The organism is Rahnella sp. PD12R (genome assembly GCF_019200965.1).
Classification (GTDB): Bacteria; Pseudomonadota; Gammaproteobacteria; order Enterobacterales; family Enterobacteriaceae; genus Rahnella; species Rahnella laticis.
Genome location: NZ_JAHTMS010000005.1, coordinates 372624 through 398625 on the forward strand (window position 1 = coordinate 372624; position 26002 = coordinate 398625).

A 26002-nucleotide genomic window follows, 5' to 3' on the forward strand; every position below is an offset into this window, starting at 1 on the left:
TTTTACGGCAAAACCTATCAAGGTGAAGGCTGTCACGTTTTTCACCCTGCGGGATTTGTAGGCTGAATTGCTTTTGGGCTAAATCAATTCAGCAAAAAGGAGTGGATGTGAAAAAATTACTCGTAACCGGGATCGTCATGGGGCTTTTTTCGTGGCAGGCTGCCGCACAAACTATCGTGCTGACGGATGCTGAAGCCGGTACTGAACTGGGAAACTGGAAAACTGACAGCAAAAAGCTGAATGTCGCCGGTGCAGATTTCAGCATCGAACAAAAAGTTTTGCACGGCGGTAAACAGGAAGGGTCTAAAGTCATTACGATCACCAGCAAAGGGCTGACCATCGCCCTGAGCCCGACGCGCGGCATGGATTTGCTGCATGTCACCGGCGATAACATCCGGCTGGGCTGGGATTCGCCGGTACAGGAAGTGGTGAATCCGGCGTACATCAATCTGGAAAGCCGCAACGGCGTGGGCTGGCTGGAAGGTTTCAACGAAATGATGGTGCGCTGTGGCTTTGAATGGACGGGCCATCCGGTGACCGCGGACGGCATGATTTATACGCTGCATGGCCGCGCAGGCAACACGCCAGCGTCGAAAGTCGTGGTGGAGATTGCAGAAAAAGCGCCGTACGAAATCACCGTGCGCGGGCTGCTCAAAGAAGACACCTTCAAGAAAGCCAAACTGGAAACCTGGACCGAGCTGCGTTACGTGCCGGGCAGCCAGTCGTGGACCATTCACGATGAACTCACCAACCAGTCGGATTATCCGCACGACTACCAGATTATTTATCACAGCAACTTTGGTCAGCCGATCCTTGAGCAGGGCGCGCGCTTTATTGCACCGCTGAAATCCATTTCTCCGTTCAACGATTACGCCAAAAAAGGCCTGACCGACTGGCAGACTTACGCGGGGCCAACCAAAGGCTTCGATGAAATGGTCTTCAACATGGTGCCGCAGGCGGATGCGCAGGGTAAAACCATCGCGGGCGTCGTCAACAAAGCCGGTGATAAAGGCGCATCGATTGAGTTCGATACCCATCAGCTTCCGCTGCTGACGCTGTGGAAAAACACTGACACGCTGAAACAGGGATATGTCACCGGTATTGAACCGGGCACCAACTATGCGTATCCGGTGACGATTGAGCGTAAACAAGGCCGCGTGAAACAACTGCAACCCGGCCAGAGCACTGTGTTTGAGCTGAAATACTCGCTGCTGCCAGACGCGCAGGCGGTTAAGCAGCTCGAAGACCGGGTGAAAACGTTGCAGGGTGAGCATAAAACTGACGTCATCAGCCAGCCGATCGCTGTTGAATAATCCGAGTTTTGGGCACTCAGCCGGGTGCCCTTTTTTCTCTGTCTATACTTACCTTCACAAGGTATGCGCCCGAATGGCCATATCCGGGGAGGAAATATGGCGAAAAAAATGACCCTCAGACAGCAGGAAAAACTCTTTCGCGAACGTCAGCGGGAGAACTTTCAGGCCAGCAGCCTGCTGGACGGTTTGCAGGTTGAAGCCGTTACGCTGGATAACGAACAAATTTCACAGCGTTTGTCCGAGCTGAGGAGGCACTATGAACGATAAACTCGTGGCGGGCGCCGATCCTTACTACTATCCCGGCATTAACGTTCTGAAAAACAGCCTCGAAATCCGCGAGGAACATCGCCTGTTGCAGGCCGAACTGGCTTTCACCGCACTGCGCGCCGCCGCCATGCCGCTCGGCCCGGCCACCATGGGCTTACCGCATCTGTGCGCTATCCATCTTTCCCTGTTCCAGGACATCTATCCGTGGGCGGGCAAGTTCCGCGAAATCGATATTTATAAAGACGATACGCAGTTTTGCCATTTCGGATACATCGAAAATGAAGGCAACGCGCTGATGCAGGAACTCGAAGAAGAGGCGTTTCTGGTCGGATTGCCGCCCGATAATCTGGCAGAACGGCTGGCGCACTATTACACCGGCCTGAACCTGCTGCATCCGTTCCGGGAAGGTAACGGGCGCGCGCTGAGAATATTCATCGAGCAGCTGGTTATCCACGCCGGTTATGACATTGAGTGGGCCAACGTCGGGCGCGAGCGCTGGCTGGCCGCCAACAAAACAGCGGTGTTTGGCGATGAAACTGAACTGGTGGCGATTTTTAATCAGGTGATCAGTGAAATCGATGATGCACATTAGCCGGCGCACTTTGACCAACAAAAAGGCTGAAGCCCGCACGTAAAAATGCGTAGAATTGCCCGGTAAATTTTCGACTTTACCGGGACTGACCATGCTGCTGCTGATCGACAACTACGACTCGTTTACCTACAACCTCTACCAGTATTTTTGCGAGCTGGGGGCAGAGGTCAGCGTGGTGCGTAACGATCAGCTGACGATTGCGTATATCGAACAGCTTTCCCCGTCACATCTGGTGATTTCGCCCGGCCCGTGTACGCCGGATCAGGCGGGGATTTCCCTGCAAGCCATCACCCATTTTGCCGGTAAACTGCCGGTTCTCGGCGTCTGCCTCGGGCATCAGGCAATGGCGCAGGCGTTTGGTGCAAAGATTGTCCGCGCCCGCCAGGCCATTCACGGCAAAACCTCTCCCATCCGCCATACCGGCAGCAGCGTTTTTAGCGGGCTGAATAATCCGCTGACGGTGACGCGCTACCATTCGCTGGTGATTGCGCCCGAAACGCTGCCCGATTGCTTTGACGTCACCGCGTGGACTGAGCGTGAGGGCCAGCGCGACGAAATCATGGGCATCATGCACAAAACGCTGCCGCTGCACGGTGTTCAGTTCCATCCGGAAAGCATTCTCAGTGAGCAGGGGCATCAGCTTCTGGATAATTTCCTTAAAATCTAAACACTTAATTGCACGGTAAAAATTACTTACGCGACAGGGGCGATTTCCGTTTGCCTGCGTGTGATTTTTTATGCATATTTTGTGATTATATTTTCACATTCATTGCGGCTGTGAATTCCAGTTCATCGTAACAACTCACTGGTAAAAATCAGAAAGGGAGAAGGGTTATGGCAGAAAAAGCAGCGGTAGATCGGGGTACGTTCGATAAAGTGATTTTGCCGGTTTATTCACCCGCGAAATTTATTCCGGTGAAAGGCAAAGGCAGTCGCGTGTGGGATCAGCAGGGCACCGAATACGTGGATTTCGCGGGTGGGATCGCGGTGACTGCGCTGGGCCATTGCCATCCGGCGCTGGTGAAAGCGTTACACGATCAGGGCGAAACCCTGTGGCATGTGAGTAACGTGTTCACCAACGAACCGGCGCTGCGACTGGCACAGAAGCTGATCGACGCGACCTTTGCTGACCGCGTATTTTTTGCCAACTCCGGCGCAGAAGCCAACGAAGCCGCATTCAAACTTGCGCGCTATTACGCTTCGCATCGCCACAGCCCGTACAAAAGCAAGATTATCGCTTTCCATAACGCCTTCCATGGCCGCACGTTGTTTACCGTTTCCGTGGGTGGCCAGCCAAAATATTCCGACGGCTTTGGCCCGAAACCGGCTGACATCGTGCATGTGCCGTTCAACGATCTGGACGCGGTAAAAGCGGTGATCGACGACCATACCTGCGCCATTGTCGTGGAGCCGGTTCAGGGTGAAGGCGGTGTAATGCCCGCCACTCAGGAATTCCTGCAAGGGCTGCGCGAGCTTTGCGACAAACATCAGGCGCTGCTGGTGCTCGATGAAGTGCAGAGCGGCATGGGCCGTAGCGGTAAGCTGTTCAGCTATATGCATTACGGCGTGACGCCGGACATTCTGACCACGGCGAAAGCCCTGGGCGGTGGTTTCCCGGTTAGCGCCATGCTGGCAACGGAAGACGTTGCATCGGTGATGGAACCGGGCAAACACGGCACCACCTACGGCGGCAACCCGCTGGCCTGCGCCGTCGCCGAAGCCGCGCTGGATATCATTAATACACCTGAAGTGCTGGCCGGTATTAACGAACGCCGCGAGAAATTCATCAGCGCGCTGGATGCCATCAACCAGAAATATTCTGTCTTCAGCGAATTCCGCGGCCAGGGGTTGCTGATTGGCGCCGAGCTGTCGGACGCCTTCAAAAACCGCGCCGGAGAGTTTCATGCCGCCGCCGCTGAGTTCGGGTTGATGATGCTGGTGGCGGGCCCGAATGTGATGCGGTTTGCACCATCACTGGTTATCGACTTCGCGGATATTGAAGAAGGGATGGGGCGCTTTGAGAAAGCTGTGGCAAAAGTTACAGGGGTTTAGGCTTTAGCAGCCGGCTTTATTTAAAAAAATATATAGATCGAGAATATTTCGGTTTTTCACTCACCGTGAGGGTTATGACCGAGAATATTTCGGTTTTTCATGTGCGGTGATCGCTCAGCGGCTCGCGCCGAAACCGACCAAGAGAGGGAAGTGCTTTCCCTCTCTTGGATCTCTCCCCGCTTTTTCAAACAAGCGCTGCCGCTGGCTGGCTATGTTTCAGGAGCCACATCTATTGCCGCAAAATCCCGCCGCTGCGCGGTTCCTTCCAGTCGGATTACAAACCGCGCGAAAAGATACGCGGTTTTCCACCTCTCCTTTCAGCGTGATTTTTGAAAGCGGCCAGAGGCTGACCCCAATTCAAAATCATGCCGGTTTTAATCTTTTACAAAGGCAATCTGGCGCACTCAAAATCCAGCTGAACGGAGCGGCTTCGAGACCAGAGGCTCGAAGACCGAGTGAAGGCAGCACGAAGTGCCTGGATTTGCGCCACACGCGGATGTTCCAGAATATGTCCATCGATCCAGCGAAAGCGCTTATTGAAAAAAAAGCGTGGGAGATCAAAGAGGGAGGCGCTTTCCTCCCTCTTTGTCGGTTTCGGCGCAGCGGGTTAAGTGATCACCGTACGTGAGAAACCGAAACCTTCTCGATCCAGCCCTCACGGCAAGTGAAACCCAACCCTCAAACAGGGGATATAAAAGGGGATCTCCCCTTTTACGCCCGCCGCGTCAGCCAGATCCCGTGGTGTGGTCTCTGCTTCCACGCCAGTGACGAAATGGTATGCATCACACTCAGGTGCGAAATCATCCTCCGCAGATGGCGCTCCATTTCGGTCAGCGGCATATCCGGGTGCAGCTCCGGCGCATTAAACAAGGTGTTCTCACTACCAGGCCCGTCGTAAAGCAACCGCTGCTGGCAGCTTTGCAGCGCGATTTCGCAGGTCTGCAAATACTCCGTCGCCAGCTTTTCCGGCAGCATGTAATGCTCGCGCGCGAGAATGGTCATCGCGTTGATGTGCTCAACGACAAACTGACTGTGCGTGACCCACAAACGCATATCCGCCAGATAATGCGAGTTAAAACCCGGTTCCTGCATCGCCTGGCTCAGCGAGGTGAACAGCTTGTTGTGCGCCTGATTGACCTGCATACGGGTGTACGCAAGTTGAGAGGCGTCGGGATTTTCTTGCAGAATCAGCCGGATGGCGTCCTGATAGGTTTCCAGCGCCTGATGGGCGTTCTGGCGCATCAGGCCACTTTGCCATTGCGGCCACAGCCAGATGCTGCCGCCGAAGGCCAGCGCGCAACCGATCAGCGTATCAATCAGGCGCGGCACCAGAAAATGGATGCCGTTCATCGCCAGCAATTGCAACGTATAAACTGCGGTCACCGTCATACCGATGACCGCCAGACCGTAGTTCTTGCGCAGCACGGTATACGACACCAGCGTGATGACCAGCATGCAAATCAGCGTGATGCCTTCCGGCAATTCCAGCCTCAGTAATCCGGCGGCAATCAGCAGACCGGCCAGCGTGCCGAGTGCACGGTGCTGGATACGCACACGCGTGGCGTTATAACCGTTCTGGCTGACCAGCATGATGGTCAGCAAAATCCAGTACGGCTTGGGCAGATTGAAGAAAAGCCCGAGGCTGCTACCGATCGCCAGAATCAGCCCGAGGCGCGCGGCATTGCGCAGGGCGGAGGATTTAAAGGACAGGTAGCTTTTCACCGCAGGCCAGAAAGGCAGGCGCGGCTGGGAGTTCATCAGATCGCGGCGGTACAGCGGGCGTTGCGTCCGCAGCAGTCGCGCGATACGGCTGAAATGGTAATAACAGAACTGGCCGACCGGATTCTGCGGGTTCTGCGCCGCGATTTTTTCCAGCGCCGCCAGCTCATTCGCCATGGTGAAGCGTTCGGAAAGGCGATGGTAGAGAATATCGTCCGCAATCACGCGCAGACGGGCGGAAATCACCTGCGCATTCCGGCGGATCACCGCTTCGGCGTGGCTTTCTTCCACCAGTTTTTGCACTTCTTCCGGCTGATGCAGGCTGACCGTAATGTGCTCCTGCAAATCGAGCGCCACCTGAAAACGCTGGAACAACCGTTTGTGGTGATGATGATGTCCATGCTGCGGCAGCATGTGCAGTTGCTGATACAACAACGCAATCAGGTCGATAACCTGCTGCTGGCGTTTGAGCAGCGGCGGAAGTGCAGTTTCCGGATCGGTATGTTGCGTCAGCAGGCTGTACTTGGCTTCGAAATAATCGGCCAGTTGCAAATACAGCTGGCTGAGCGTTTCGCGCATCGGTTGTTCTTCGGAAATACGGAACCACGCCCAGTTAAACAGCCCGTACCAGGCGGTGCCGGCGGCAAAAAGCGCGGGTGCCTGCCACATTGGCCTCACGCCGACCATACTCAGCGTAAAGATGGTGGCCACCAGCGCGCCGGGCAACAGGCGCGCATGCAGCGGACTGATTTCACCGGTGACGCCGAGCAGCAAAGCCAGCGTTAACATGATGAGCGGCAGAGGAATGTGCCAGTTTTCGAGCATCACCTGTAAAAGGATACTGCTGACGGCAAACAGCGAACCGCCGATAATCAGGCGTTTGAAAAAGCGTTTGTGCGGGGTATCAAGGCCGGCGACGTTGCAGCAGGCCGGGCACAGGGAAAACAGCAGGCCCATTTGCAGATTGCCAAACAGCCAGCAAATACCGACAGGCAGGCACAACACCAGCGTCTGGCGCAGCGCGTAGTTAACTTCGGGATGATAGAACAGTCTTCGCCATAGCGTCATGGGTAAAGCTTAGCCCATAAAAAAGGCGCGACAGTAAGCTGTCGCGCCAATTCCTGAGGGATTAACGTGTGCCGTAAACGACAATCGTTTTACCGTGTGCGGAGATCAGGCTCTGATCTTCCAGCATTTTGAGAATACGTCCGACTGTTTCACGTGAACAACCGACGATTTGGCCGATTTCCTGACGGGTGATCTTGATTTGCATCCCGTCCGGATGGGTCATTGCATCAGGCTGTTTAGCCAGATTAAGCAAAGTTTGCGCGATACGGCCTGTTACGTCGAGGAAGGCAAGGTTGCCGACTTTCTCTGACGTCACTTGCAGACGGTTTGCCATCTGCGCGGAAAGACGCATCAGAATATCCGGGTTTACCTGAATCAGCTGGCGGAATTTTTTATAAGAAATTTCAGCCACTTCGCAGGCAGTTTTAGCACGAACCCAGGCACTGCGTTCCTGCCCTTCTTCGAAGAGTCCCAGCTCGCCGATGAAGTCACCTTGGTTAAGGTATGACAGTATCATTTCTTTGCCTTCTTCATCTTTAATCAGGACGGCAACCGACCCTTTCACGATGTAGTACAGCGTTTCGGCTTTTTCACCTTGGTGAATCAGCGTACTTTTAGAAGGATACTTATGTATATGACAGTGAGACAGGAACCATTCGAGAGTCGGGTCTGTTTGTGGCTTGCCGAGAACCATTTGCTATTATCCTCTGTTGTTATCGCTGCCCAAAATCACAGGGCTCAGAGTTCCCTGTACGGCACTTACTTTAAAAAGCGCCCTTTCAGCATATAACTCCCCAGAAATGCTGCAAGCGGATGTCGGAGTGAAACAGCCTGATTATTGCTGTTAACACCGTGGGTTCTGTTCTTAAACCGCAAAAACCGTCACCGCAATTTACTGGAAAGTATGTTTCGGCTTTGTTTGTAACACAGGTTTGCAATGCTGTCTTCTGTTGTCTCGCTTCAGCATGATGGCGATCGGGTTACGTTGCCAGTTTTTGGGTGAAAGGGTAGTCTGAGGGGAAAATTTGACGAATTTATCCACCGGGAGAAGAGCACATGCACGCACGCGTAAAATGGGTAGAAGGGCTGACGTTTTTAGGTGAGTCAGCGTCGGGCCATCAGATCACAATGGACGGTAATGCGGGCGACAAAGCCCCGAGCCCGATGGAAATGTTGCTGATGTCGGCGGGCGGTTGCAGCGCGATTGATGTGGTGTCTATTTTGCAAAAAGGCCGTAACGACGTGCGTGACTGCGAAGTGAAACTGACGTCTCAGCGCCGCGAAGAAGCACCGCGTCTGTTCACGCACATCAACCTGCATTTCATCGTCACCGGCAAAGACCTGACGGATAAAATTGTGGAACGCGCGGTCAGCCTGTCTGCGGAAAAATATTGCTCTGTATCCCTGATGCTGGGCAAAGCCGCGACGATCACCCACAGTTTTGAAGTCGTGAACGCCGAATAAGTCACGACCAGCGATACGACTGGCACTGACTTCGCAGTAAATCCAGAAATCGCCGCGCAGCAAATGTCAGCGGCGATTTCTGCGAATAGAGTACGCAATATTCCGCTTCCGGCAGCGTATCGATATTGAGCAGGCAAAGTCTTTCCTGCAAGCCGAACGGCGCGCGCATCGCCTTCGCCACAATCGTCAGATAATCCGACTGCAACACCATATTCAGCCCGCACACCACCGAATCCGTTCTTACCGGCGTTTCACCGGCTGGCGCATTAAAGCCGTTCATCGAAAGCTGAATCTGCTGGTAGTAACCCATATCCGTTTCCGGCAACACCCAGCGCGCGCCCTGTAATTCTTCGAGCGTGGTGGCACCTGCCAGCGGATGCCCTTGCCGCGCAATCACGCCAAACGGCGCGCTAAACAGCGGTTCACGCACCAAATCTTCCAGCGGAAAACCCGGCCCGGCGGTCCCGACGGCAAAATCGAGTTTCCCTTCACGCAGCGCCGGTAACAGCGTCGAAAGCTGGCCTTCCTTAATCAGCAGTTTGGACTGGGGAAACTGCGTTTTGAATGCTTCATTGAGAGCCGGAAACACCGTCAGCGCCAGCAGTGATGAAAACCCGATAGCCACCGAACCCTGCGAATACTGATTGATCTGCCGGATCTCATCCGCCGCGCGTTCAAGTTCTTCGAGAATAAACTGCATGCGCTGCGCAAAGGCGCGGCCGGTTTCCGTCAGCGCCATGCCCTGATTGCCGCGCACGATAAGCTGAGTTTCAAGCGTTTGTTCCAGTTCCCGCAAGGTTCTGCTGACGGCGGGCTGCGACTGATTCATCGCCCGCGCCGCGCCGCGAATGCTGCCGCTGCGGATAACCTGCTGGAAAACCTTGAGTTGCTGCAATTTCGGTAAATAACGCATGTCGCCTCGCTTGAAAGCCCTATCAGTAAAAAGCATCACCTACCCAAAAATTGCATCTTATGGCAAACCTGTAAAGCTGATAGCTTCAGATTTGGAATAAATAATGTGTTGTTATTCAGTTGATTACGTGATGCATGTCGCATTTTACTATTCGCCCGACAGTGAGAACTTCTGACGCGGTGATAACAAAAAGGGATATCCGCTATGAAAAGTCGTTCCCTGATGATCTTCCTGCTGTTCGTCGGTTATGCGGTGGTGTATATCGACAAAACGGTGATGGGGTTCGCGCTGTTGCCGATTGAGCGGGAATTTAACCTGCAACCGGAGCAGCTGGGTTACATCACAGGCATTTTCTTCCTGGCCTATTCGCTGTTTCAAATTCCTGCTGGCTGGCTGAATGACCGATTCGGCTACAAGAAAGTACTCGGTATCTCGCTGTTTTTGCTCGGCGGGTTCGCGCTCTGCTTCGGTTTGCTGGGATTCGGCCTCGGTTTACTGGTGACGTTTCGCTTTCTTTCCGGCGTCGGGCATTCCGGTTATCCGTGTTCCTGCGCCAAAGCGGTGGTCTCGAATTTTGATGTCGGGCAGCGCACTTTCGCGCAGTCCGTATTGCTGTCATCCGCCGGTCTGGCGATGACCGCCGGGCCGCTGATTGCGGTGTACGCACTCGATACGCTCGGCTGGCGCGGCTCTTTCTCCATTCTCGGCCTGCTGGCGTTTGCGATTGCCGTCGCGATTATCATTTTTGTGCCGAATCCCCCGAAAGCAGAAGCCCGCACCGGCGTGGCGACCGGCTACCGTGAACTGCTGAAAAACCCGATTGTCGTGCTGCTGTTCGTATCCATTTTCTGCATCAACATTCCGTCCTACGGCCTGATGGCGTGGCTGCCTAAATATCTGGTGCAACAGCGCGGAATGTCGCTGGACGTTTCCGGGCTGGTGGTCGCCACCGGCGGAATGGGGATCTGGATTTCCTCTCTCGCGACCGGTTGGCTGGTCGGCCGTTATATGCAGGGCAAAGAGCCGAAAGTGATTTTTTGCAGCGCACTGCTCAGCGCGCTGTGCATCTGGCTGGTTTACACCTCCGCGTCGGCGGTGACCGCCGGGCTGTTCCTGTTCCTCGGCTACATCTTCCTGATGGCGGCGTTTGTCACGGTGTTTACGCTGCCGATGAAACGCCTGCCGCCGGAAGTGATGGGTGCCGCAATGGGGGTTATCAATACCGGCGGAACGCTCGGCGGATTCGTGGCGCCGATTGCGATGGGCTATCTGATCACCGTGACGCACGGGTATTTTTCGACATTTGTTTTTCTGGCGCTGGCGATGGTGGTTGCCGGGCTGGCCATTTTGCCGCTGACCCTGAAACCGCGCGCAGCGTTGCGCGACGTGGCATAACTGAGGAGAAGTCTGATGACATTTAATTTTGAAGCGATGCTGGCGGAAGTCAAAGCGGACGTTGTGCGCTGGCGCAGACATATTCATGCGCATCCTGAGCTGTCATTTCAGGAGCATAAAACGGCGGATTATATCGCGGAACAGCTGGAAAGTTTCGGCGGCCTGACTCTGACGCGGCTGACACCTAACAGCGTGGTTGCCGATCTCAAAGGCGCTTATCCGGGGCCGACGTATGCGCTGCGGGCGGATATCGACGCCTTGCCGATTCAGGAAGAAAACGACGAGCCGTTCAGTTCGACGGTGCCGGGCGTCATGCACGCCTGCGGCCATGACGCGCACACCGCGATGTTACTGGGTGCGGCGAAAGTGCTGACGCAGTGTCAGTCCGCGCTGCACGGCTCGGTGCGGTTTATCTTCCAGCACGCGGAAGAATTACCGCCGGGCGGCGCACAGGAACTGGTGGATTTAGGCGTACTCGACGGCGTGGAGAAAATCTTCGGTCTGCACGTTATGCCGAATTCTCCGACGGGTGAGGTTGGCCTGAAAGAGGGCGTGTTCTGCGCGTCCACCGATAACTTCGACATCACGATTACCGGCAAAGGCGGGCACGGTTCGATGCCGCATTTGTGCATTGATCCGGTGGTGATTGGCGCGGAAGTGGTGACGGCGCTGCAAAACGTCGTGGCGCGCCGCATCGATCCGCTTCAGGTGCCGGTGCTGACCATCGCCACCTTCCAGAGCGGGGAGAGTTATAACGTCATTCCGGAACGCGTGAAACTCGCCGGAACATTGCGGACCCATCACAGCAGCGTGCGCGAGCAGGTTCCGCAGCTGATGGAACAGATAATTTCGGGGATCACGGCGGCGCACGGTGCGCAGTATGAACTGCGCTGGACGCGGGGTTATGTGAATGGCGATAACCACCCCGACGCCTGTGCGATTGCGCGTCAGGTGATTGCTAATACGCTCGGCGGGAATGCGCTGCGGGAAGTGACCCAGCCGCTGTTTGGTGGCGAAGATTTCTCTTCTTATCAGCAAAAAGTGCCGGGCTGTTTCCTGTTTATCGGCAGCGGTAACGAGAAAATTGGCGCGACTTATGGCGTGCATAACCCGCGCTTCCGGCTGGACGAAGAGGCATTGCAGATTGGCGTGAAATTACACGTCGGATTCATTCAGCAGTTGCTGATGAACGACGCCTGATTTCACTTACTCGATTTTCTTCCCTTCCATCAGGCGCTGCACCAGCGGCGCCATAATCAACTCCATTGCCAGCCCCATTTTGCCGCCCGGCACCACCAGCGTTTTGATGTGCGAGATAAACGAGCCCTGCAACATTGCCAGCAGATACGGGAAATCAATGTCGTCCAGCCCCTGAAAATGAATCACCACGAAGCTTTCATCCAGCGAAGGAATGGCTTTCGCGGCAAACGGGTTGGAGGTGTCGATGGTCGGCACGCGCTGGAAGTTAATGTGTGTGCGGGAAAACTGCGGCGTGATGTAGTTGATGTAGTCATCCATCGAGCGCACCACGGAATCCATCACCGCCTCACGGGAATGCCCGCGCTCGCCGGTGTCGCGCACCAGTTTCTGGATCCATTCGAGGTTAACGATGGGCACCACGCCGACCAGCAAATCGACATGCGCCGCGACGTCCGTTTTGTCGGATACCACGCCGCCGTGCAGGCCTTCGTAGAAGAGAATGTCCGTCGGTTCCGGTAAGGCCTGCCACGGTGTAAACGTCCCCGGTACCTGATTGTAGGGAACGGCTTCGTCATAAGTATGCAGATATTTGCGCGAACGGCCTGTGCCGGTTTTGCCGTATTCTATAAAGCTTTTTTCCAGCAAACCGAAGTCGTTGGCTTCCGGCCCGAAGTAGCTGATATGACGCCCGAGATCGCGGGCTTTGCGGATGGCCGCGTCCATTTCCGGGCGGGTGAAATGGTGGAAACTGTCGCCTTCCAGCTCGGCGGCACGCAGGCCAAGCTGTTGGAATATTTTCCGAAATGCCAGACTGGTGGTAGTGGTGCCTGCACCGCTCGAACCGGTAACGGCAATAACAGGATGTTTGGCTGACATAATGCGCTGTTCTCCATAAAGGTGAGGCAGGCAGGCGTGTCGCGGTCTTTTCTGTGTTCGAAGACCTGGCGGCATCGCTGCGCATAATTAAGCCTATTGTTACCATATTTATTCGAGAAGTGACAGGCGACGACCGGTTATTTCAGCTGTCCGTAATAGGCATTTTTCCCGTGTTTGCGCAGGTAATGTTTGTCCATCAGCGTCTGTTGCATATCGGCAAGTGCGGGCGTCAGCTGGCGGGAGAATATGCCCATGTAGGCACATTCCTCCAGCACGACAGCGTTATGCACGGCGTCGGCGGCATTTTTTCCCCAGGCGAATGGCCCGTGAGAATGCACCAGAACCGCCGGAACCTGCATGGCGTCCAGACCCCGCTCCAGGAAGGTTTCGATAATGACGTTGCCGGTTTCCAGTTCGTACGCTCCGTTGATTTCTGCTTCAGTCATCCGGCGCGTGCAGGGAATATTGCCGTAGAAATAATCCGCGTGCGTGGTGCCCCACGCCGGTAAATCCAGCCCGGCCTGCGACCAGATTGTCGCGTGGCGGGAATGCGTGTGCACAATGCCGCCGATTTCCGGAAACTGCCGGTAAAGCGCCAGATGCGTGGCAGTATCCGACGATGGATTTTTGTCGCCTTCGATGCGCTCGCCGGTATGCAGATCGACGACCACCATGTCACTGGCGCACATGTCGGTATATTCCACGCCCGACGGTTTGATCACCACCCGCCCATTTTCGCGGTCAACCGCGCTGACGTTGCCCCAGGTAAACGTCACCAGATGATGCGCAGGCAGCGCCAGATTGGCCTCCAGTACGGCCTGTTTCAGCTGTTCTAACATGCGAATTCTCCTTCCTGCATTTTGGCTTCAATCCACTGACGGGCTTTGATGATTTCCAGTACCGGCTCGGCGGCGGTTTCCGTCCACATTTCGATGAGGAATGCGCCGCGATAATTCAGCGCGCCCAGCGTGCGGAAAAAGCCGGTGAAATCGACACAACCGTCGCCGAACGGCACATCGCGGAACTGGCCTTTAGAGGTTGCGGTGACCGGATAGGTATCTTTCAGGTGGATAGCGGCGATGCGGTCAATGCCCAGCGCCAGCTCCGACGGAATGTCGTTTCCCCACGCGCTGAGATTGCCGATGTCCGGATATACGCTGAACCACGGTGAATTCAGGCGTTCATCCCATGCTTTCCATTTGGTTATCGAATTCATGAATTCGGTGTCCATGATTTCGACCGCCAGCGTGACCTGCGCGGCGGCGGCCTGTTCCACCGCCCACGCCAGCCCTTCGGCAAATCGTTCGCGGGTACCGGCGTCGGACGCTTCGTAATACACGTCATAACCGGCCAGCTGTAAGGTGCGGATCCCTAAATCGCGCGCCAGTTTGATGGCTTTGGTCATCACTTCCCGCGCACGTTCGCGGACGCTTTCATCATGGCTACCGAACGGGAAACGGCGGTGCGCGGAAAGGCACATCGACGGAATGGAGACACCGATTTCCATCATCGCTTCGACCAGCGCGACGCGTTGCGTGATGCTCCAGTCGAGGCGCGACAGGCGCTCATCGGTTTCATCAACCGACATTTCGACAAAATCAAAGCCGCAGCTTTTCGCCAGCGCCAGCCTTTCCGGCCAGCTCAGGTGTTTGGGCAGTGCTTTTTCATAGATGCCCAGCGGATGTTTTCTCATGCCGTTGCTCCCCAGATTTTGCTGATTTGCTGGTGAAACGCCTGGGCGACCTGTGCGGGTTGCGTTGCGTCGGATAACGCGCGTCCGGCGATAAACGCCTGCACGTCGATATCGCGGAACAGCGGTAAATCCGCAGGCGTGATGCCGCCGGTGACGGAAAGGCGCAGGCCGATATCCGACAGCTGTTTCATACGATCCAGATCCTGCTGGCCCCAGGTTTGTCCGCTGGCCTGCGCGTCGCGTCCGCGGTGGTAAATCGCCTGACGGATCCCCGCCGCGTGCCAGTCGCGCGCATCCTGCATTGTCCAGTTGCCGAAGAGTTCTATCTGGATTTCGCCCCGATATGTTTTTGCCACGTCATGCGCTTTGATAACCGTCGCCAGCGGTGCGGCGCAAATCACCGTCATCCAGTTAGCCCCGGCTTTAAACGCCTCCAGCGCCAGCGTTTCTCCGGCGTCGGCCACTTTCAGGTCGGCCACCAGAATCTTGTCCGGGCAAAGTTCACGCAGCATTTCCACGGCCTGTAACCCTTCGCAGAGACACAAAATGGTGCCCGCCTCGATGATGTCGACGTGATTTTTCAGCGCCTTCGCGGTGCGCAGCGCGGCCGGAAGGTCGGTGTGATCCAGCGCCAGCTGGAGGAGAGGTTTAGTCATGATGAGGTTTTCCCTGTGAGTCAGCCGCCGCGCAGCGGGCGTGGTAAATGCCCAGTGCGTCGATCAGGAACTGGTAACGTTGTGATTTTTTCTGATAGGCCATCTGCGCACCGGCGTCGGGTTCCAGACGCTTCACGGCAAAATGCAGATGGCGCTGGGCCTGCGCGAAAGTGGGATACACGCCGGTGCCGACCATCGCCGCCAGCGCCGCGCCCAGACAGCCGGTTTCTTCGATCTGAGGGAGTTCCACCGGCATACCGCTGACGTCGGCCAGCATCTGCATCCAGACCTCTGAACGCACCGGACCGCCGGTGACGCGCAGGGTTTTCGCCTGCGGAAAGCGTTCGAGCATGCGGTTAAGGTGCGTCATATGGCTGAACACCACGCCTTCGTAAACCGCCTGCAACAAATGGCCACGATGGTGCAGCGATTGCAGGCCGTAGAATCCGGCAGTCATTTCCGCACCCTGATTGCTGCCATAAAGGAAGGGCAGGAACAAAACGTCGGTTCCGGCTTTCGGCAGGTCGCTGACGGCGCGGTTAATCTCGTCAAACGGCATACCGCCGGTTTGCTGGTTGAGCCATTCGAGATTGGCGGAGGACGTCGGGCTGGCTTCATGGATGAGATAGCCTTCGCCGCCAGCGTAGCGGCCATAGACGTACGGATGATTTTCCCGCTCGCCCATGTCCGCTGATATTCCGCTGGTGACCGCCCACGTACCCATCACCGCATTCAGGGTAAATTCGTCGTGAAGCCCGGCGCAAAGCGCGGTGGAAACCACATCGAATAATCCGCCAACCACCGGCGTGCCTGCGGTTAATCCGGTCAGCGCCGCGACGTCTGGCGTCACGGTTCCGCAGATTTCCGCCGAACCCACCACCGGCGGCAGCGCTGCGCTGATATCGGCAATCCCTAACATTTCCGCCAGCCGGGCGTCGTAACCGCCGTTCGCCATGTGGTACAGATTGGATTCGGAGATGTTGGTTTCTTCGCAACCGCGCACGCCGGTCAGGCAATAACGCAGATAATCGTGCGCCATCATTACCGTGCCGATTTGCTGATAACGCGCCGGCTGATGCAGTTTTATCCAGCGCAGCAATGACACCGGATGCCCGGCCCACAGTGCCTGACGGGTCAGCGGATAGATTTGCTGATGCAAGCCGTCACGCTGCCAGGCGCTGATCACATCCCCGGCGCGGCGGTCGGAGGACAAAATCCCCCGGCCCAGCGGATCCCCGGCTTTATCCAGCAGGAATAAGCCTTTGCCCTGCGCCGAAATGCCGATGCCTTTCACCTGATTGCCGCTGATGTTTTGCTGGCGCAGCAGCGCGGTAATACAGCTGACGCACGACGCCCACAGCGCGGGCATATCGCGCTCGGCCCAGCCGGGATGGTCGCTCAGCACCGGCAGCGGCTGGCGGCAAACGCCGCGTTCCTGCCCCGTGTGATCGTACAATCCCGCTTTGAGGTAGGTGCCGCCGCAGTCGATCCCTAACCAGTATTCTCCGGATGAAGCGTTCATCGTATTTCCTCAGGCTGCTGTCGGACGGCTGTCGGGTAATTTGTTCGCCGATTGCGCCGGAACGTCGCACCGTGCGGGCAGCAGCAATGCCATCAGTGCCGCCAGCGTGAGTGAGATCGCCAGACAATAAACACCGGCATCTTTGCTGTAGAACGTGATGAGCAAACCGACGGCATACGGCCCGCAGAATCCACCCAGATTACCCAGCGCGTTAATCACACCGCGTGCGCCACCGGCCATTTCTGCGCTGAAAAGCTTGGCGGGAATGGTCCAGAAAACACCGGCGGCGGATTGCAGGAAGAAGCCACAACCGACCAGCGCGGCGTAGGAAACCCAGATGTAATTTTTCAGCATCACCGACAGGAACATGCAGGCCGCGAAGCCCAGCAGAGGCAGGAACACGTAGAGTTTGCGTTTGCCGGTGCGGTCAGACAGCGAGGAGAACAGCAGCATGCCCGCGACGGCGCCGATGTAAGGCAGTATCGCGAGGACGCCGACCTGTCCCATGGTGGAATGCGTAAGTTCTTTCAGGATGGTCGGCAGCCACAGGGTGTAACCGTAAATGCCGGTCTGGTAGAAGAAATTCAGGGCGATAAGCTGCCACATCGTCCGGTTGGCCAGCACCGCGCCGAGCGAGGCGTTTCTGACTTCTTTCCCGGCAATAGCTTTCTGTTCGGCGGCCAGCGTCGATATCAGCCAGTTTTTCTCTTCGGGTGAAATCCAGCGCGCTTCCTGCGGACGGTCGCAAACGGTCAGTACCCACATCGCCAGAACGACGGCGGAAAGCAGACCTTCAATGATGAACAGCCAGCGCCAGTCGAGTGCGCTGATGATCCAGCCGGAGAGCGGGGCAGTGATGATCCCGGCGATCGGCACGAACATGATCACAATCGCGTTCGCCCTGCCGCGTTCGGCATCGGGGAACCAGTTGCTGATCATCGTCAGTACGACCGGCAACATACCGCCTTCTGCAACGCCCAGCGAGAAGCGCAGGAAGAGCAGCTGATACTGATTGGTGACCAGGCCGGTGAGAATCGAAATGATGACCCACGCGACCAGTGACCAGCCGATGAATTTCTTACCGCTGCCGTGAACCGCAATTTTCCCGCCCGGTACCTGGAGGAATAAATAACCGAGGAAGAATATGCCGCCAGCCAGCCCGGCCATTGATGCGGTAATGCCTAATTCCGCGTCCATTCCACCCGGCATGGCAAAGGCAATATTTACCCTGTCCATATAAGAAATAATACAGGCGATCAGGATCGGCGGAATAATTCTAAGCCAGCGCTGTTTGGGTATTTCTTTTAATAAGCGATTGCTTTGCAGAGTATCAGAGTTTTTATTCATAACTTATTACCTTAATAATTAGTTACAGAGCCCGTTTAACAGACGAGCGGGGTTCCCCTCAGAGGAAAGGGATGTGGTGTAAAATAAGATATCGCTATTTTAAGGTTATTGTTTTTTTGTCTATCGCCAGATTCATGGCTTTAATACCGTCCTGCAAAATGGCAATTCGATGATCCACGCCGGCACTGGCATTAATTTCCAGTAGTTTAATTCCCGAAAAGCTCAGTGATTCCGGTGACGCATGCCGGAACATTTCGGCGGCAATATCGATGGTCATCAGGCTTTCCTGACATCCCGCTTCACTGCCTGCGAACGGCGCAAACGGTGCGTGCAGATCCTGCCAGTCGCCATAAGCCCCTTCGCGGGTGGTGCCCGAGAACATCAGCGCCTGAAGAACACCGGCCTGCTGGCTGATTTGCAGATGTTCCAGCGGCAGGGAAGTATTGCGGCCTTCAATGGCGGAACGCGCCCAGTTGATACACATTGCGGCCGTTTTCCCGGTGCGGGCTTTGGCCTCAGCAATCGCCGTCAGTTCGTGCGCCAGCGGCAGGAAACCTTTGCGTGCAGCCGGTTTATCCATCGCATCGCAATGCTCGATAATCAGCCCGCACGGCCAGTCCCAGCTCAGGATTTCCTGCAAAGACTCCGTGAAACAGCGCGCGGCAAGACTGACATTTTGTGTGCCAGCCAGCGGCGCGGACTGCAACTCTACGGCCAGCACTTTGTTTCTGCCAAAGCGCGTATTGGTCTGCTCAACCTTTTCGAAAATGTGGCGGTAAAAGCCGACACAGGCGCGGCGCTGTTCAGCGTCTTCAGACGCCAGCCCGAAGCCCGGCAAGGTTCCGCGCCTGCGCATGGTTTCCATCACGCCGGTCACCACGATGTCCCACTCGTCGGGCAGATGGCGGAATAACCATTCATCGCCATACGGATGTAATGTTTCCAGACAAGGTTGTTCTATTCCACGGATCCCCGGAATATCGGCCAGTTTGCGCCAGAATTCGGTTTCTTCGTTTTCATTTCGCTGATGAAAAGAGGGCGCGCAAGGGTAAGCGCCGACAATAAAGCCTGCATGTTTTTGCATAGATATTTCCCCATTCAATTAACTGTCTTCCCGAACTGTTTTATCCTGACGGTTACCCGAGTTTATCCACTTTTACTTTGACGACAATTTTACGGATATTACTGACGGTATGATGAATACACGCGGGGCGGTGCACATCCTGCGGGAAAAATATGGCGTAGGTTCCCGGTGTCATGATGATTTCGGATTCGTCTTCCATGTCGTGATAAAAAATAATGTCGCGTTCTTCAAGCAATGACTGAGATATTAGATTATTCCCCCGGTCGGCGGCATAACCAATAATTTCATTGCCCCAGGCTAAAAATTGAATATCAATATAACGGCGGTGAACTTCAGGCTGATTTTCCGTTTTCTCTTTGGTCGTCAGATCGAGGATCTGTGCGTAAATATCCCTGCCTTCAATTTCGACGACGCCAGTTTCCAGTGCGCGAAAATCCGTGGTGCGCAGAAAATTCAGCGCCTTCTCAATCGCTGCGGGAAAAGTGCAGGGATTCGGGTTGCTGATATGTCCGGATATCATGAGCCGCCTCCTTATAAGGCCTGAATTTTCGCCCAAACGCTGTCATCGACGGTGATCCCGTTGCGGCGGTTTTCTGCCAGCAGGCGGGTGAATTCGTGGCCCGGCAGGCGCACGGCTTCGTCCGGATTGTTGCGTTCGGCGGTGGTGACGTAATCCATAATGCGCCGGAGTTTTGCATCGCGGGTCGAGCCGTCAATCAGGCGGTCAACTTCTATGGCGATGAAAATCTGCGAAATCCCGTATTCATCCGAGTTGTCTTCGGTGACTTCAGCCACGGACGCGCCGTCGGAAAGCAGGGTGGCAATCATGTCCAGCACAATGGATAAACCGGAACCTTTCCAGTAGCCCATCGGCAAAATGCGCCGGTTCTTTTCAATAACGGCGGGTTCGCGGGTCAGCTGGCCGTTGTCATCGAAGCCGCCGTCGACCGGCAGTTCACGGCCTGCGAGACGGTTCACTTCCAGCATGCCGTAGGAGAACATCGACATCGACATATCCACCATGGTGATCGGCGAGCCGGGGATGGCAACGATCAGCGGGTTCGTACCGATGCGGCATTCTTTTGCGCCCCACGGCGGCATAACCGCGATGGAATTCGTCCAGCAAATCCCGATGTAACCTTTTTCTGCCGCCTGCCAGCCGTAACTTCCGCCGCGCATCCAGTGGTTGGCATTGCGTAGCGCCACCAGCCCGATGCCGTGGTCGGAGGCCAGAGAGATGGCACGATCCATCATTTTTTTCGCCGTCAGATTGCCGATTGAGCGCTGCGCATCCCACTGTTCAATGGCGCCCAGCGACAGGATTTTTTTCGCCACGGCGTCCGGCTGAATATCACCCTGATCCAACTGCTGAATGAAGCGCGGGAAACGGTTTACGCCGTGGGAATACACGCCGGACTCTGTGGTTTGGGCAAACATCGTGGCGCATTCATCTGCGACGTCAGGTTTGACGTGACGCGCGATAAGCACCCGTTTGAACTCCTTTTGCAACGTTTCAAAGCTCAGTTTCATACCTTTCTCCGGTGAGATTGTTAAACATTTGGTTGTTTTTAGATCTCTAAATTTCAATATGTGGAATCTGATTTCAAAAATCTACTCTTGTCCGGTACGGATCACAATCCATCCGGGTGTTTTTAAAACGCTTTAAAATCAGGTGGATAAAAAAATCATGTCCGGTTCGTGATGAAGGACACATTTTAGGCAGGGCAAAAAGGAGGCAGGGAAAAGGAGTTATTTCGCGTGCGAAGGAAGTTTGCTATACCATCGGTTCAGGATTGAAACGCCATCGGCACAACGGGAATTCTTCAAGGTATGAAAGACGCAGAGAACGAACAGGGCAAAGATAAACCGGCAGGAAGTCAGAGCCTGTTCCGTGGGTTACAGCTGATCGAAATCCTCAGCAATTACCCGAACGGCTGCCCGCTGGCGCATCTTTCTGAACTGGCGGAACTGAATAAAAGTACGGTTCACCGTTTACTTCAGGGGCTGCAATCCTGTGGTTATGTCACGCCTGCTCCGGCGGCAGGAAGTTATCGCTTAACCACCAAATTTATTTCTGTCGGCCAGAAGTCACTGTCTTCCCTGAATATTATCCACGTCGCCGCGCCGCATCTTGAAGCGCTGAATATCGCGACCGGGGAAACCGTTAATTTCTCCAGCCGTGAAGACGACCACGCCATTCTGATTTACAAGCTGGAACCGACCACCGGAATGCTGCGAACGCGTGCGTACATCGGCCAGCATATGCCGCTGTATTGTTCGGCGATGGGCAAAATTTACATGGCGTACGGGCATCAGGATTACGTGCCGGCTTACTGGGAAAGTCACAGCGAACAGATCCAGCCGCTGACCCGCAATACGATTGTCAGCCTGAAAGAGATGGACAAAGAGCTGGCGCAAATCCGCGAGCAGGGCCTGGCGATGGACAGGGAAGAAAATGAGCTTGGCGTATCCTGTCTGGCGGTGCCGGTATTTGATATCCACCGGCGCGTGACCTATGCCGTCTCGATTTCACTCTCGACGGCAAAACTCGGCGTGATCGGAGAAGACGCCCTGCTGAAACCGCTGAAAGAAACCGCGGCCGCGATTTCCGGTGAGCTTGGGCTGAAGGTGGGGTGAGGGAGAGTCAGTAGCCGGTACCTCAGGTTGGGGTATCGGTTAAGAATTATACATTTCTGGCAATGTGGTTTGTTTTTTAGTTTATAATTATAAACTCTATTTTAACCCGCATTAAGCGTGTAGCTATAGCCTGAAAGTTTAAGATCATTATTTACTTTGTTGAATGTGAATTTTTCTGTGACATAGACGGTGTAATATTCTGATTTATAGGTGGAAATAATATCAGGATCACCAACCACATAACTAATGTAATTAAGATTTATTAATTGAGATATTTTGAATTCTCCTAGTTCAGCCTTAGCCACCTTCATGAAACTATTGAACTCTTTCGCTGTGGTGGTTACCATCATTCTATTTGTACAATTTTCATATATTTCAGTATATTCACTTTTTGCATACAATTCTCTAAACCCATCAACTTTCTCTTTAAGTAAAACAGATTCGTCATTTTCAGTGCATCCCATTGATAGCAAAAGTATATATGCAAGTATGTAAAGGCGGTATTTTTTCACAGAGTACTTCCTAAGTGTATTTTTACTTACCGCATGAAACTAGAACCGTTTCTTAAAAAACGACATATCATAAATAATTTCTGCATCGAGTAATTCTCTCATTATTTCTCGCAGTAAGATTGAAGATCTCTCTTCTCACCTTTAAATATTGCCGTTAATACATACTTCCCCTTCTGGTTTACTTTCCCGACAAGATATAATTCGTCGCTTCCTTCACTTTCAGAGACTCCATGCTTACACCATGATGTTTCAATTTTATTTATTTTATCTATATATAAAGTTCCTTTTTCAGTCGTCTTTACTACCATACCCTTTTCAAATAAAACCGATTGTTTTTCATTTAATTCAAATTCTATATAAAAGAAATTAACATCCAAATTAGAGTAAAAGTATATATTTTCTGCATCTTTTGGAAAGAATTCAGGTAACCATTTTTTCACGCCACCATCCTCCTTAATGCCTACATATGAATTATATTCCAACGTCACAATATCATTTTCTGTAGAAAAAAATGCCCAACACAAAATACATAGGATAGAGAAAAGTATTGAAATAATTAATTTCTTTATATTATTCATTCTAAATACCCTTAGCTTCTTAATTTTTTCTTGGTCTCAATGCTAGATGAGTCAATATATTTTTCACATCGATCAGAACAACTCGTTTGTGATGGACAACTTAAGCCGTAACTATTCACTTCCAGATCCGCTAGATTATCTCTGAGCATATCCTCCTCACTCAATTTCCCCTTACCATATAGACCAAATTTATTAAGTGCAAAATCACTCATTTCTTTCATCCCCCCTAATGATGTAGCCCAAGCTTTATTGTAACCACTTGATTTTGATACCCGGCAAAAAGCAGTGCAGTGAAAAAACTGGTCGCTTTTGCCAAGATTTAATCTTTTCATATCCTTATTTGTTGTATTCAGTATGCTGAATGTTCCTGCATTCACATACCAAGGTTCTAAAATCTGTTGTTGCGCACGGTTTGCAGAATCTTTAATACCAGATTGATTAGCCATATCGCCCAATAAGGCTCAATTTAATCCAAGAGGATCCCCTCCAAGAACTGGATCTAATGCATGCGCATATAAATTCCATCCCCCTCTCAGCCCAATCGGATCCTGAGTAATATACCGCCCCGGCGCCGGGTCATAATAACGATGGCGGTTGTAATGCAGCCCCGATTCTTCGTCGTAATTCTGACCCTGCATTCTTATTGGCTGGCGCAGTTTATACGGGTTGAAAATATCTACCGCGTTTTCCCAGACGTCTGAAATCGCGTCCCATTCCACCTTGCCGGTTTTGTGATTAATCACGCAATTAGTCCCGGTCGACTGCATATGTGTGTAGTGATAATCGCCGAGTTCTGTGTCCGTGTGCCTGACAGTATTGTAGTTGGAGCGAACATATCCAAAAAGTAAGTTGTACTAAAATAACTGCAGCCTCTGAAATATTCATTCCATTTTTACTTTCGAACTATCTTTGAGCCAAGAGTCCTTGTATCTGATTAAAGTTTAGCAGCCTCCTCTGTTATCAGGCATATCAGGAGTCATTCCTCCTGAATAAATCTTGAATAGAGATTTATTATCTCTAATTTTCTCCATGGAATAATCAAAAATATAGTCATCCGGAATTGCCCCTTGGGGAGTTATCTGAAAATGTGTTACACCTGAGAACACCATATAACCATCTTCAATATCTTCATCAGTATAAAACCCCCAATTGTGAGTACCAACCTTTAGCCTCGAAATAAAATCAATCTTAATTCTAACAATCAAATCCCAAGAGTTTATTTCAATCCCTTTGACTGCCCTCTCGCCTAAGTAAACGCTCTCAATCATGACAAGCCCTTAGTTATCGTAAAGGTTACGTTGATAAATATCACCTACTCACCGATTTTAATTAACTTACCATTACTAAATGAAATTTTTATGTTATCGACCAAAATAATAGTCCCGTCATCATTTTGAATTATTTCATTTTCCTGCTCAGAGGATTTTAATCCGGTTTTGACTTTTTCCAAGACACTTTTCTTTGACTTCCCGAACCACTCCTTTTCAAGCAGTATTTCTAATGTATTAGTCGTTTGAGTGCTGTTATTAACACATTTTTCACTATAAGAAAGTGTAATCGAGCGGTCGACCCATAAATAGGCAAAGCAAACACCAGAAATTAATGATAAAAGAAGTAAAATGGAAAGAATTGCGATTGTTTTTTTCATTATTTTCACTCTCCTGCTTCTAATGCTTTTTCTGCAAAAGTTCTGCATTGATTTGAACTAAACGGATTCCAATTGTATTTATCCCTATTTTTGTTTTTCGCAATATCTTCTGCATATTTGTAAACCTTGTTTTGGTCAGCGTTTGCATTACAGGTTAGTTGCGCAGATGTTCCTTTACCTGCTTTAGTGGATAATGATTTTAGCAACTTATCCATAGATGTCCCTGTTGGGTAACCATCAGGTCCAATTTCTAGATTAAAGGCAGTGATTTTACGAATATTTCCATCTTCCTCCCAACTCAATCGGATCCTGCATTCTTATTGGTTGATGTAATTTGTACGGGTTCAATATATTCATCGTATTGCCTTCGAATAATTAAAATGCATAACCTTAAATTGTGTTGAATAGTATTACTTCGTATGAATAAGTTCGGTAACCTGCCCATCTTTCTTGATTATAACAATGGTAAAATTTCCACCCTGCGCATCAGGTGTCTTACCTTCTACTAACCACTCACTCTTTTTGTCAATAACCTTGTAAGGTTTTTGTTTCTCAGCACTCGCTTCTCCGTACACACTCTTGATGTAAATATATGACAGTTCCTTTGCCATATTTTGATTATTTACCAATACATCTATTAACACTTCTCCACCATAAGAATTGTTTTTGGCTATAAATAAAAATATAGATGAAAATAATAAAATTGCATTAAGTTTAAATTTTTTTTCCATAAAAACCTCAAGTCAGTCTCACCGTATTTCATAAACAGTGGGTAATGTGTTTATTTCTGAATAACTAATGTCTTTTCCTTTTGAATTCATTTTTCCAAAACGCCCTTCTGGTGTACCAAGATAACCATTGAGATTATGTTTTGATGAATAATTAATATCAGCAGGAGAGAATATTTCATTTTTGTAATGGCGATCGTATGCCCCATGTGTATGGTAAGCCCCTGTGGAATCTGTACCTGCTGGACATGGGCTGCTCAATGAATTAGAACTATCACGGCTACCTTCATTTGGTTTTGTTGAAAAATATCTATTCTTCTTATCCTTAAAAATCATACCAGCGTATTCTCTATTATTAGCTATTGACAGCCCATTTATTTTTTTAAGCGCATCTAAGGCTGCCTCTTCTTCATTATTAAATTTCTCAGGGCCAGTTATAAAACTATAAACCTCGCACAGACCACCTTCGCAAGAACCAGAATTTGCATCCCCCCAAGGAGATAAACCAGTTGGGTCAAACTGATTTAACGGATTCAACGGATACGAATATAAATTCCATCCCCCTCTCAGCCCAATAGGATCCTGAGTAATATACCGTCCCGGCGCCGGGTCATAATAACGGTGGCGGTTGTAATGCAGCCCTGATTCCTCGTCGTAATGCTGGCCCTGCATTTTAATTGGCTGACGCAGTTTGTACGGATTAAAAATATCTACCGCGTTGCCCCAGACGTCTGAAAT

At 52.3% G+C, this 26002-nt stretch carries 31 protein-coding genes; 10 read left to right on the forward strand and 21 right to left on the reverse strand.

The features are described 5' to 3' along the window. Nucleotides 1–107: 107 nt before the first annotated feature. The 6 genes from KWG64_RS12765 to KWG64_RS12790 all read left to right on the forward strand — a co-directional run bounded on the left by KWG64_RS12765 (nucleotide 108) and on the right by KWG64_RS12790 (nucleotide 4852). The gene (locus tag KWG64_RS12765) at nucleotides 108–1313 is read left to right on the forward strand and encodes an aldose 1-epimerase family protein (protein ID WP_218522092.1); all 1206 of its coding nucleotides are present in this window, start codon (nucleotides 108–110) and stop codon (nucleotides 1311–1313) included. A gap of 96 nt (nucleotides 1314–1409) precedes the next feature. Further along, on the forward strand, nucleotides 1410–1580 hold the full coding sequence (locus KWG64_RS12770; protein ID WP_152327499.1) for a YhfG family protein: 171 nt from the start codon (nucleotides 1410–1412) through the stop codon (nucleotides 1578–1580). After that, a complete protein-coding gene (locus KWG64_RS12775; RefSeq protein ID WP_218522093.1) occupies nucleotides 1570–2172 on the forward strand; it encodes a putative adenosine monophosphate-protein transferase Fic in 603 nt (200 codons plus the stop codon). The genes KWG64_RS12770 and KWG64_RS12775 overlap by 11 nt, the downstream gene beginning before the upstream one ends. 91 nt (nucleotides 2173–2263) lie before the next feature. Continuing rightward, nucleotides 2264–2839: an aminodeoxychorismate synthase component II gene (locus tag KWG64_RS12780; RefSeq protein ID WP_218522094.1), complete on the forward strand. Its 576-nt coding sequence runs from the start codon at nucleotides 2264–2266 to the stop codon at nucleotides 2837–2839. A gap of 167 nt (nucleotides 2840–3006) precedes the next feature. Then, nucleotides 3007–4224: an aspartate aminotransferase family protein gene (locus KWG64_RS12785; protein WP_218522095.1), complete on the forward strand. Its 1218-nt coding sequence runs from the start codon at nucleotides 3007–3009 to the stop codon at nucleotides 4222–4224. Between the two features lie 232 nt (nucleotides 4225–4456). Continuing rightward, on the forward strand, nucleotides 4457–4852 hold the full coding sequence (locus KWG64_RS12790) for a hypothetical protein (protein WP_218522096.1): 396 nt from the start codon (nucleotides 4457–4459) through the stop codon (nucleotides 4850–4852). 83 nt (nucleotides 4853–4935) lie between these two features. On the opposite strand, the gene KWG64_RS12795 is transcribed toward KWG64_RS12790, so the two are convergent. Next, the gene (locus tag KWG64_RS12795) at nucleotides 4936–7011 is read right to left on the reverse strand and encodes a YccS/YhfK family putative transporter (RefSeq protein ID WP_218522097.1); all 2076 of its coding nucleotides are present in this window, start codon (nucleotides 7009–7011) and stop codon (nucleotides 4936–4938) included. Between the two features lie 61 nt (nucleotides 7012–7072). Continuing rightward, nucleotides 7073–7705: a cAMP-activated global transcriptional regulator CRP gene (gene crp, locus KWG64_RS12800; protein ID WP_013573634.1), complete on the reverse strand. Its 633-nt coding sequence runs from the start codon at nucleotides 7703–7705 to the stop codon at nucleotides 7073–7075. Between the two features lie 362 nt (nucleotides 7706–8067). Between crp and KWG64_RS12805 the strand changes: the two genes are divergently transcribed. Next, a complete protein-coding gene (locus tag KWG64_RS12805; protein WP_101077441.1) occupies nucleotides 8068–8475 on the forward strand; it encodes an OsmC family protein in 408 nt (135 codons plus the stop codon). Nucleotide 8476: 1 nt separating this feature from the next. Here the strand turns inward: KWG64_RS12805 and KWG64_RS12810 are convergent, their stop codons facing one another. Then, entirely contained in the window at nucleotides 8477–9388 is a 912-nt protein-coding gene (locus KWG64_RS12810) for a LysR substrate-binding domain-containing protein (protein WP_218522098.1), read from the reverse strand. Nucleotides 9389–9592: 204 nt separating this feature from the next. Between KWG64_RS12810 and KWG64_RS12815 the strand changes: the two genes are divergently transcribed. Both KWG64_RS12815 and KWG64_RS12820 read left to right on the forward strand, forming a co-directional pair. Then, nucleotides 9593–10783 carry an MFS transporter gene (locus KWG64_RS12815; protein ID WP_218522099.1) on the forward strand — a complete coding sequence of 397 codons (1191 nt, stop codon included), beginning with the start codon at nucleotides 9593–9595 and terminating at the stop codon, nucleotides 10781–10783. 15 nt (nucleotides 10784–10798) lie between these two features. Next, complete coding sequence (locus KWG64_RS12820) at nucleotides 10799–11983, forward strand: M20 family metallopeptidase (RefSeq protein ID WP_218522100.1); 1185 nt, start codon at nucleotides 10799–10801, stop codon at nucleotides 11981–11983. 6 nt (nucleotides 11984–11989) lie between these two features. Here KWG64_RS12820 and KWG64_RS12825 read toward each other — a convergent pair whose 3' ends face one another. The 9 genes from KWG64_RS12825 to yiaK all read right to left on the reverse strand — a co-directional run bounded on the left by KWG64_RS12825 (nucleotide 11990) and on the right by yiaK (nucleotide 20691). Then, nucleotides 11990–12859 carry a phosphoribulokinase gene (locus tag KWG64_RS12825; protein WP_104923613.1) on the reverse strand — a complete coding sequence of 290 codons (870 nt, stop codon included), beginning with the start codon at nucleotides 12857–12859 and terminating at the stop codon, nucleotides 11990–11992. A 137-nt stretch (nucleotides 12860–12996) separates the two neighbouring features. Next, nucleotides 12997–13698, reverse strand: coding sequence for an L-ribulose-5-phosphate 4-epimerase (gene araD / locus KWG64_RS12830; protein ID WP_218522101.1), 702 nt, complete (start codon nucleotides 13696–13698; stop codon nucleotides 12997–12999). Next, entirely contained in the window at nucleotides 13692–14552 is an 861-nt protein-coding gene (locus tag KWG64_RS12835; protein WP_165061092.1) for an L-ribulose-5-phosphate 3-epimerase, read from the reverse strand. The genes araD and KWG64_RS12835 overlap by 7 nt, the downstream gene beginning before the upstream one ends. Beyond that, complete coding sequence (ulaD, locus tag KWG64_RS12840) at nucleotides 14549–15208, reverse strand: 3-keto-L-gulonate-6-phosphate decarboxylase UlaD (RefSeq protein ID WP_218522102.1); 660 nt, start codon at nucleotides 15206–15208, stop codon at nucleotides 14549–14551. Before ulaD ends, KWG64_RS12835 begins: the two co-directional genes overlap by 4 nt. Next, nucleotides 15201–16730, reverse strand: a complete 1530-nt coding sequence (locus KWG64_RS12845; RefSeq protein WP_218522103.1) for an FGGY-family carbohydrate kinase — start codon at nucleotides 16728–16730, stop codon at nucleotides 15201–15203. Before KWG64_RS12845 ends, ulaD begins: the two co-directional genes overlap by 8 nt. Before the next feature lie 9 nt (nucleotides 16731–16739). Further along, entirely contained in the window at nucleotides 16740–18077 is a 1338-nt protein-coding gene (locus tag KWG64_RS12850; protein ID WP_195814726.1) for an MFS transporter, read from the reverse strand. A gap of 94 nt (nucleotides 18078–18171) precedes the next feature. After that, nucleotides 18172–19161 carry a DUF4862 family protein gene (locus KWG64_RS12855; RefSeq protein ID WP_218522104.1) on the reverse strand — a complete coding sequence of 330 codons (990 nt, stop codon included), beginning with the start codon at nucleotides 19159–19161 and terminating at the stop codon, nucleotides 18172–18174. A 52-nt stretch (nucleotides 19162–19213) separates the two neighbouring features. After that, complete coding sequence (locus tag KWG64_RS12860) at nucleotides 19214–19681, reverse strand: YhcH/YjgK/YiaL family protein (protein WP_218522105.1); 468 nt, start codon at nucleotides 19679–19681, stop codon at nucleotides 19214–19216. Nucleotides 19682–19692: 11 nt separating this feature from the next. Further along, nucleotides 19693–20691: a 3-dehydro-L-gulonate 2-dehydrogenase gene (gene yiaK, locus KWG64_RS12865; protein ID WP_218522106.1), complete on the reverse strand. Its 999-nt coding sequence runs from the start codon at nucleotides 20689–20691 to the stop codon at nucleotides 19693–19695. A 300-nt stretch (nucleotides 20692–20991) separates the two neighbouring features. On the opposite strand from yiaK, the gene KWG64_RS12870 reads away from it, so the two are divergent. Next, a complete protein-coding gene (locus KWG64_RS12870; protein ID WP_218522107.1) occupies nucleotides 20992–21798 on the forward strand; it encodes an IclR family transcriptional regulator in 807 nt (268 codons plus the stop codon). A gap of 101 nt (nucleotides 21799–21899) precedes the next feature. On the opposite strand, the gene KWG64_RS12875 is transcribed toward KWG64_RS12870, so the two are convergent. From KWG64_RS12875 to KWG64_RS25815, 9 genes are all read right to left on the reverse strand, one after another. After that, nucleotides 21900–22310 carry a hypothetical protein gene (locus KWG64_RS12875; protein WP_218522108.1) on the reverse strand — a complete coding sequence of 137 codons (411 nt, stop codon included), beginning with the start codon at nucleotides 22308–22310 and terminating at the stop codon, nucleotides 21900–21902. Nucleotides 22311–22411: 101 nt separating this feature from the next. Next, nucleotides 22412–22888, reverse strand: a complete 477-nt coding sequence (locus KWG64_RS12880; protein WP_218522109.1) for a hypothetical protein — start codon at nucleotides 22886–22888, stop codon at nucleotides 22412–22414. Nucleotides 22889–22899: 11 nt separating this feature from the next. Further along, on the reverse strand, nucleotides 22900–23334 hold the full coding sequence (locus KWG64_RS12885; RefSeq protein ID WP_255562174.1) for a hypothetical protein: 435 nt from the start codon (nucleotides 23332–23334) through the stop codon (nucleotides 22900–22902). Between the two features lie 15 nt (nucleotides 23335–23349). Further along, the gene (locus tag KWG64_RS12890) at nucleotides 23350–23631 is read right to left on the reverse strand and encodes an RHS repeat-associated core domain-containing protein (protein WP_370628664.1); all 282 of its coding nucleotides are present in this window, start codon (nucleotides 23629–23631) and stop codon (nucleotides 23350–23352) included. Between the two features lie 198 nt (nucleotides 23632–23829). Continuing rightward, on the reverse strand, nucleotides 23830–24156 hold the full coding sequence (locus KWG64_RS12895; RefSeq protein ID WP_218522111.1) for a DUF6258 family protein: 327 nt from the start codon (nucleotides 24154–24156) through the stop codon (nucleotides 23830–23832). Between the two features lie 44 nt (nucleotides 24157–24200). Then, nucleotides 24201–24536 carry an Imm58 family immunity protein gene (locus KWG64_RS12900; protein WP_218522112.1) on the reverse strand — a complete coding sequence of 112 codons (336 nt, stop codon included), beginning with the start codon at nucleotides 24534–24536 and terminating at the stop codon, nucleotides 24201–24203. A 5-nt stretch (nucleotides 24537–24541) separates the two neighbouring features. After that, nucleotides 24542–24838, reverse strand: coding sequence for a hypothetical protein (locus tag KWG64_RS12905; protein WP_218522113.1), 297 nt, complete (start codon nucleotides 24836–24838; stop codon nucleotides 24542–24544). 108 nt (nucleotides 24839–24946) lie between these two features. Then, on the reverse strand, nucleotides 24947–25267 hold the full coding sequence (locus KWG64_RS25680; RefSeq protein WP_255562175.1) for an NTF2 fold immunity protein: 321 nt from the start codon (nucleotides 25265–25267) through the stop codon (nucleotides 24947–24949). 18 nt (nucleotides 25268–25285) lie between these two features. Further along, on the reverse strand, nucleotides 25286–26002 hold a 717-nt coding region (locus KWG64_RS25815; protein WP_218522114.1), incomplete at its 5' end, for a DUF4329 domain-containing protein.

Coding starts and splice junctions, on each gene's coding strand:
- KWG64_RS12805 (WP_101077441.1), top strand. CDS start 8,068: ATGCACGCACGCGTAAAATGGGTAGAAGGGCTGACGTTTTTAGGTGAG.
- KWG64_RS12780 (WP_218522094.1), top strand. CDS start 2,264: ATGCTGCTGCTGATCGACAACTACGACTCGTTTACCTACAACCTCTAC.
- KWG64_RS12855 (WP_218522104.1), bottom strand. CDS start 19,161: ATGCAAAAACATGCAGGCTTTATTGTCGGCGCTTACCCTTGCGCGCCC.
- KWG64_RS12835 (WP_165061092.1), bottom strand. CDS start 14,552: ATGAGAAAACATCCGCTGGGCATCTATGAAAAAGCACTGCCCAAACAC.
- ulaD (WP_218522102.1), bottom strand. CDS start 15,208: ATGACTAAACCTCTCCTCCAGCTGGCGCTGGATCACACCGACCTTCCG.
- KWG64_RS12885 (WP_255562174.1), bottom strand. CDS start 23,334: ATGGCTAATCAATCTGGTATTAAAGATTCTGCAAACCGTGCGCAACAA.
- KWG64_RS12870 (WP_218522107.1), top strand. CDS start 20,992: ATGAAAGACGCAGAGAACGAACAGGGCAAAGATAAACCGGCAGGAAGT.
- KWG64_RS25680 (WP_255562175.1), bottom strand. CDS start 25,267: ATGGAAAAAAAATTTAAACTTAATGCAATTTTATTATTTTCATCTATA.
- KWG64_RS12810 (WP_218522098.1), bottom strand. CDS start 9,388: ATGCGTTATTTACCGAAATTGCAGCAACTCAAGGTTTTCCAGCAGGTT.
- KWG64_RS12880 (WP_218522109.1), bottom strand. CDS start 22,888: ATGAATAATATAAAGAAATTAATTATTTCAATACTTTTCTCTATCCTA.
- yiaK (WP_218522106.1), bottom strand. CDS start 20,691: ATGAAACTGAGCTTTGAAACGTTGCAAAAGGAGTTCAAACGGGTGCTT.
- araD (WP_218522101.1), bottom strand. CDS start 13,698: ATGTTAGAACAGCTGAAACAGGCCGTACTGGAGGCCAATCTGGCGCTG.
- KWG64_RS12895 (WP_218522111.1), bottom strand. CDS start 24,156: ATGATTGAGAGCGTTTACTTAGGCGAGAGGGCAGTCAAAGGGATTGAA.
- KWG64_RS12820 (WP_218522100.1), top strand. CDS start 10,799: ATGACATTTAATTTTGAAGCGATGCTGGCGGAAGTCAAAGCGGACGTT.
- KWG64_RS12860 (WP_218522105.1), bottom strand. CDS start 19,681: ATGATATCCGGACATATCAGCAACCCGAATCCCTGCACTTTTCCCGCA.
- KWG64_RS12900 (WP_218522112.1), bottom strand. CDS start 24,536: ATGAAAAAAACAATCGCAATTCTTTCCATTTTACTTCTTTTATCATTA.
- KWG64_RS12770 (WP_152327499.1), top strand. CDS start 1,410: ATGGCGAAAAAAATGACCCTCAGACAGCAGGAAAAACTCTTTCGCGAA.
- KWG64_RS12775 (WP_218522093.1), top strand. CDS start 1,570: ATGAACGATAAACTCGTGGCGGGCGCCGATCCTTACTACTATCCCGGC.
- KWG64_RS12825 (WP_104923613.1), bottom strand. CDS start 12,859: ATGTCAGCCAAACATCCTGTTATTGCCGTTACCGGTTCGAGCGGTGCA.
- KWG64_RS12850 (WP_195814726.1), bottom strand. CDS start 18,077: ATGAATAAAAACTCTGATACTCTGCAAAGCAATCGCTTATTAAAAGAA.
- crp (WP_013573634.1), bottom strand. CDS start 7,705: ATGGTTCTCGGCAAGCCACAAACAGACCCGACTCTCGAATGGTTCCTG.
- KWG64_RS12785 (WP_218522095.1), top strand. CDS start 3,007: ATGGCAGAAAAAGCAGCGGTAGATCGGGGTACGTTCGATAAAGTGATT.
- KWG64_RS12795 (WP_218522097.1), bottom strand. CDS start 7,011: ATGACGCTATGGCGAAGACTGTTCTATCATCCCGAAGTTAACTACGCG.
- KWG64_RS12845 (WP_218522103.1), bottom strand. CDS start 16,730: ATGAACGCTTCATCCGGAGAATACTGGTTAGGGATCGACTGCGGCGGC.
- KWG64_RS12815 (WP_218522099.1), top strand. CDS start 9,593: ATGAAAAGTCGTTCCCTGATGATCTTCCTGCTGTTCGTCGGTTATGCG.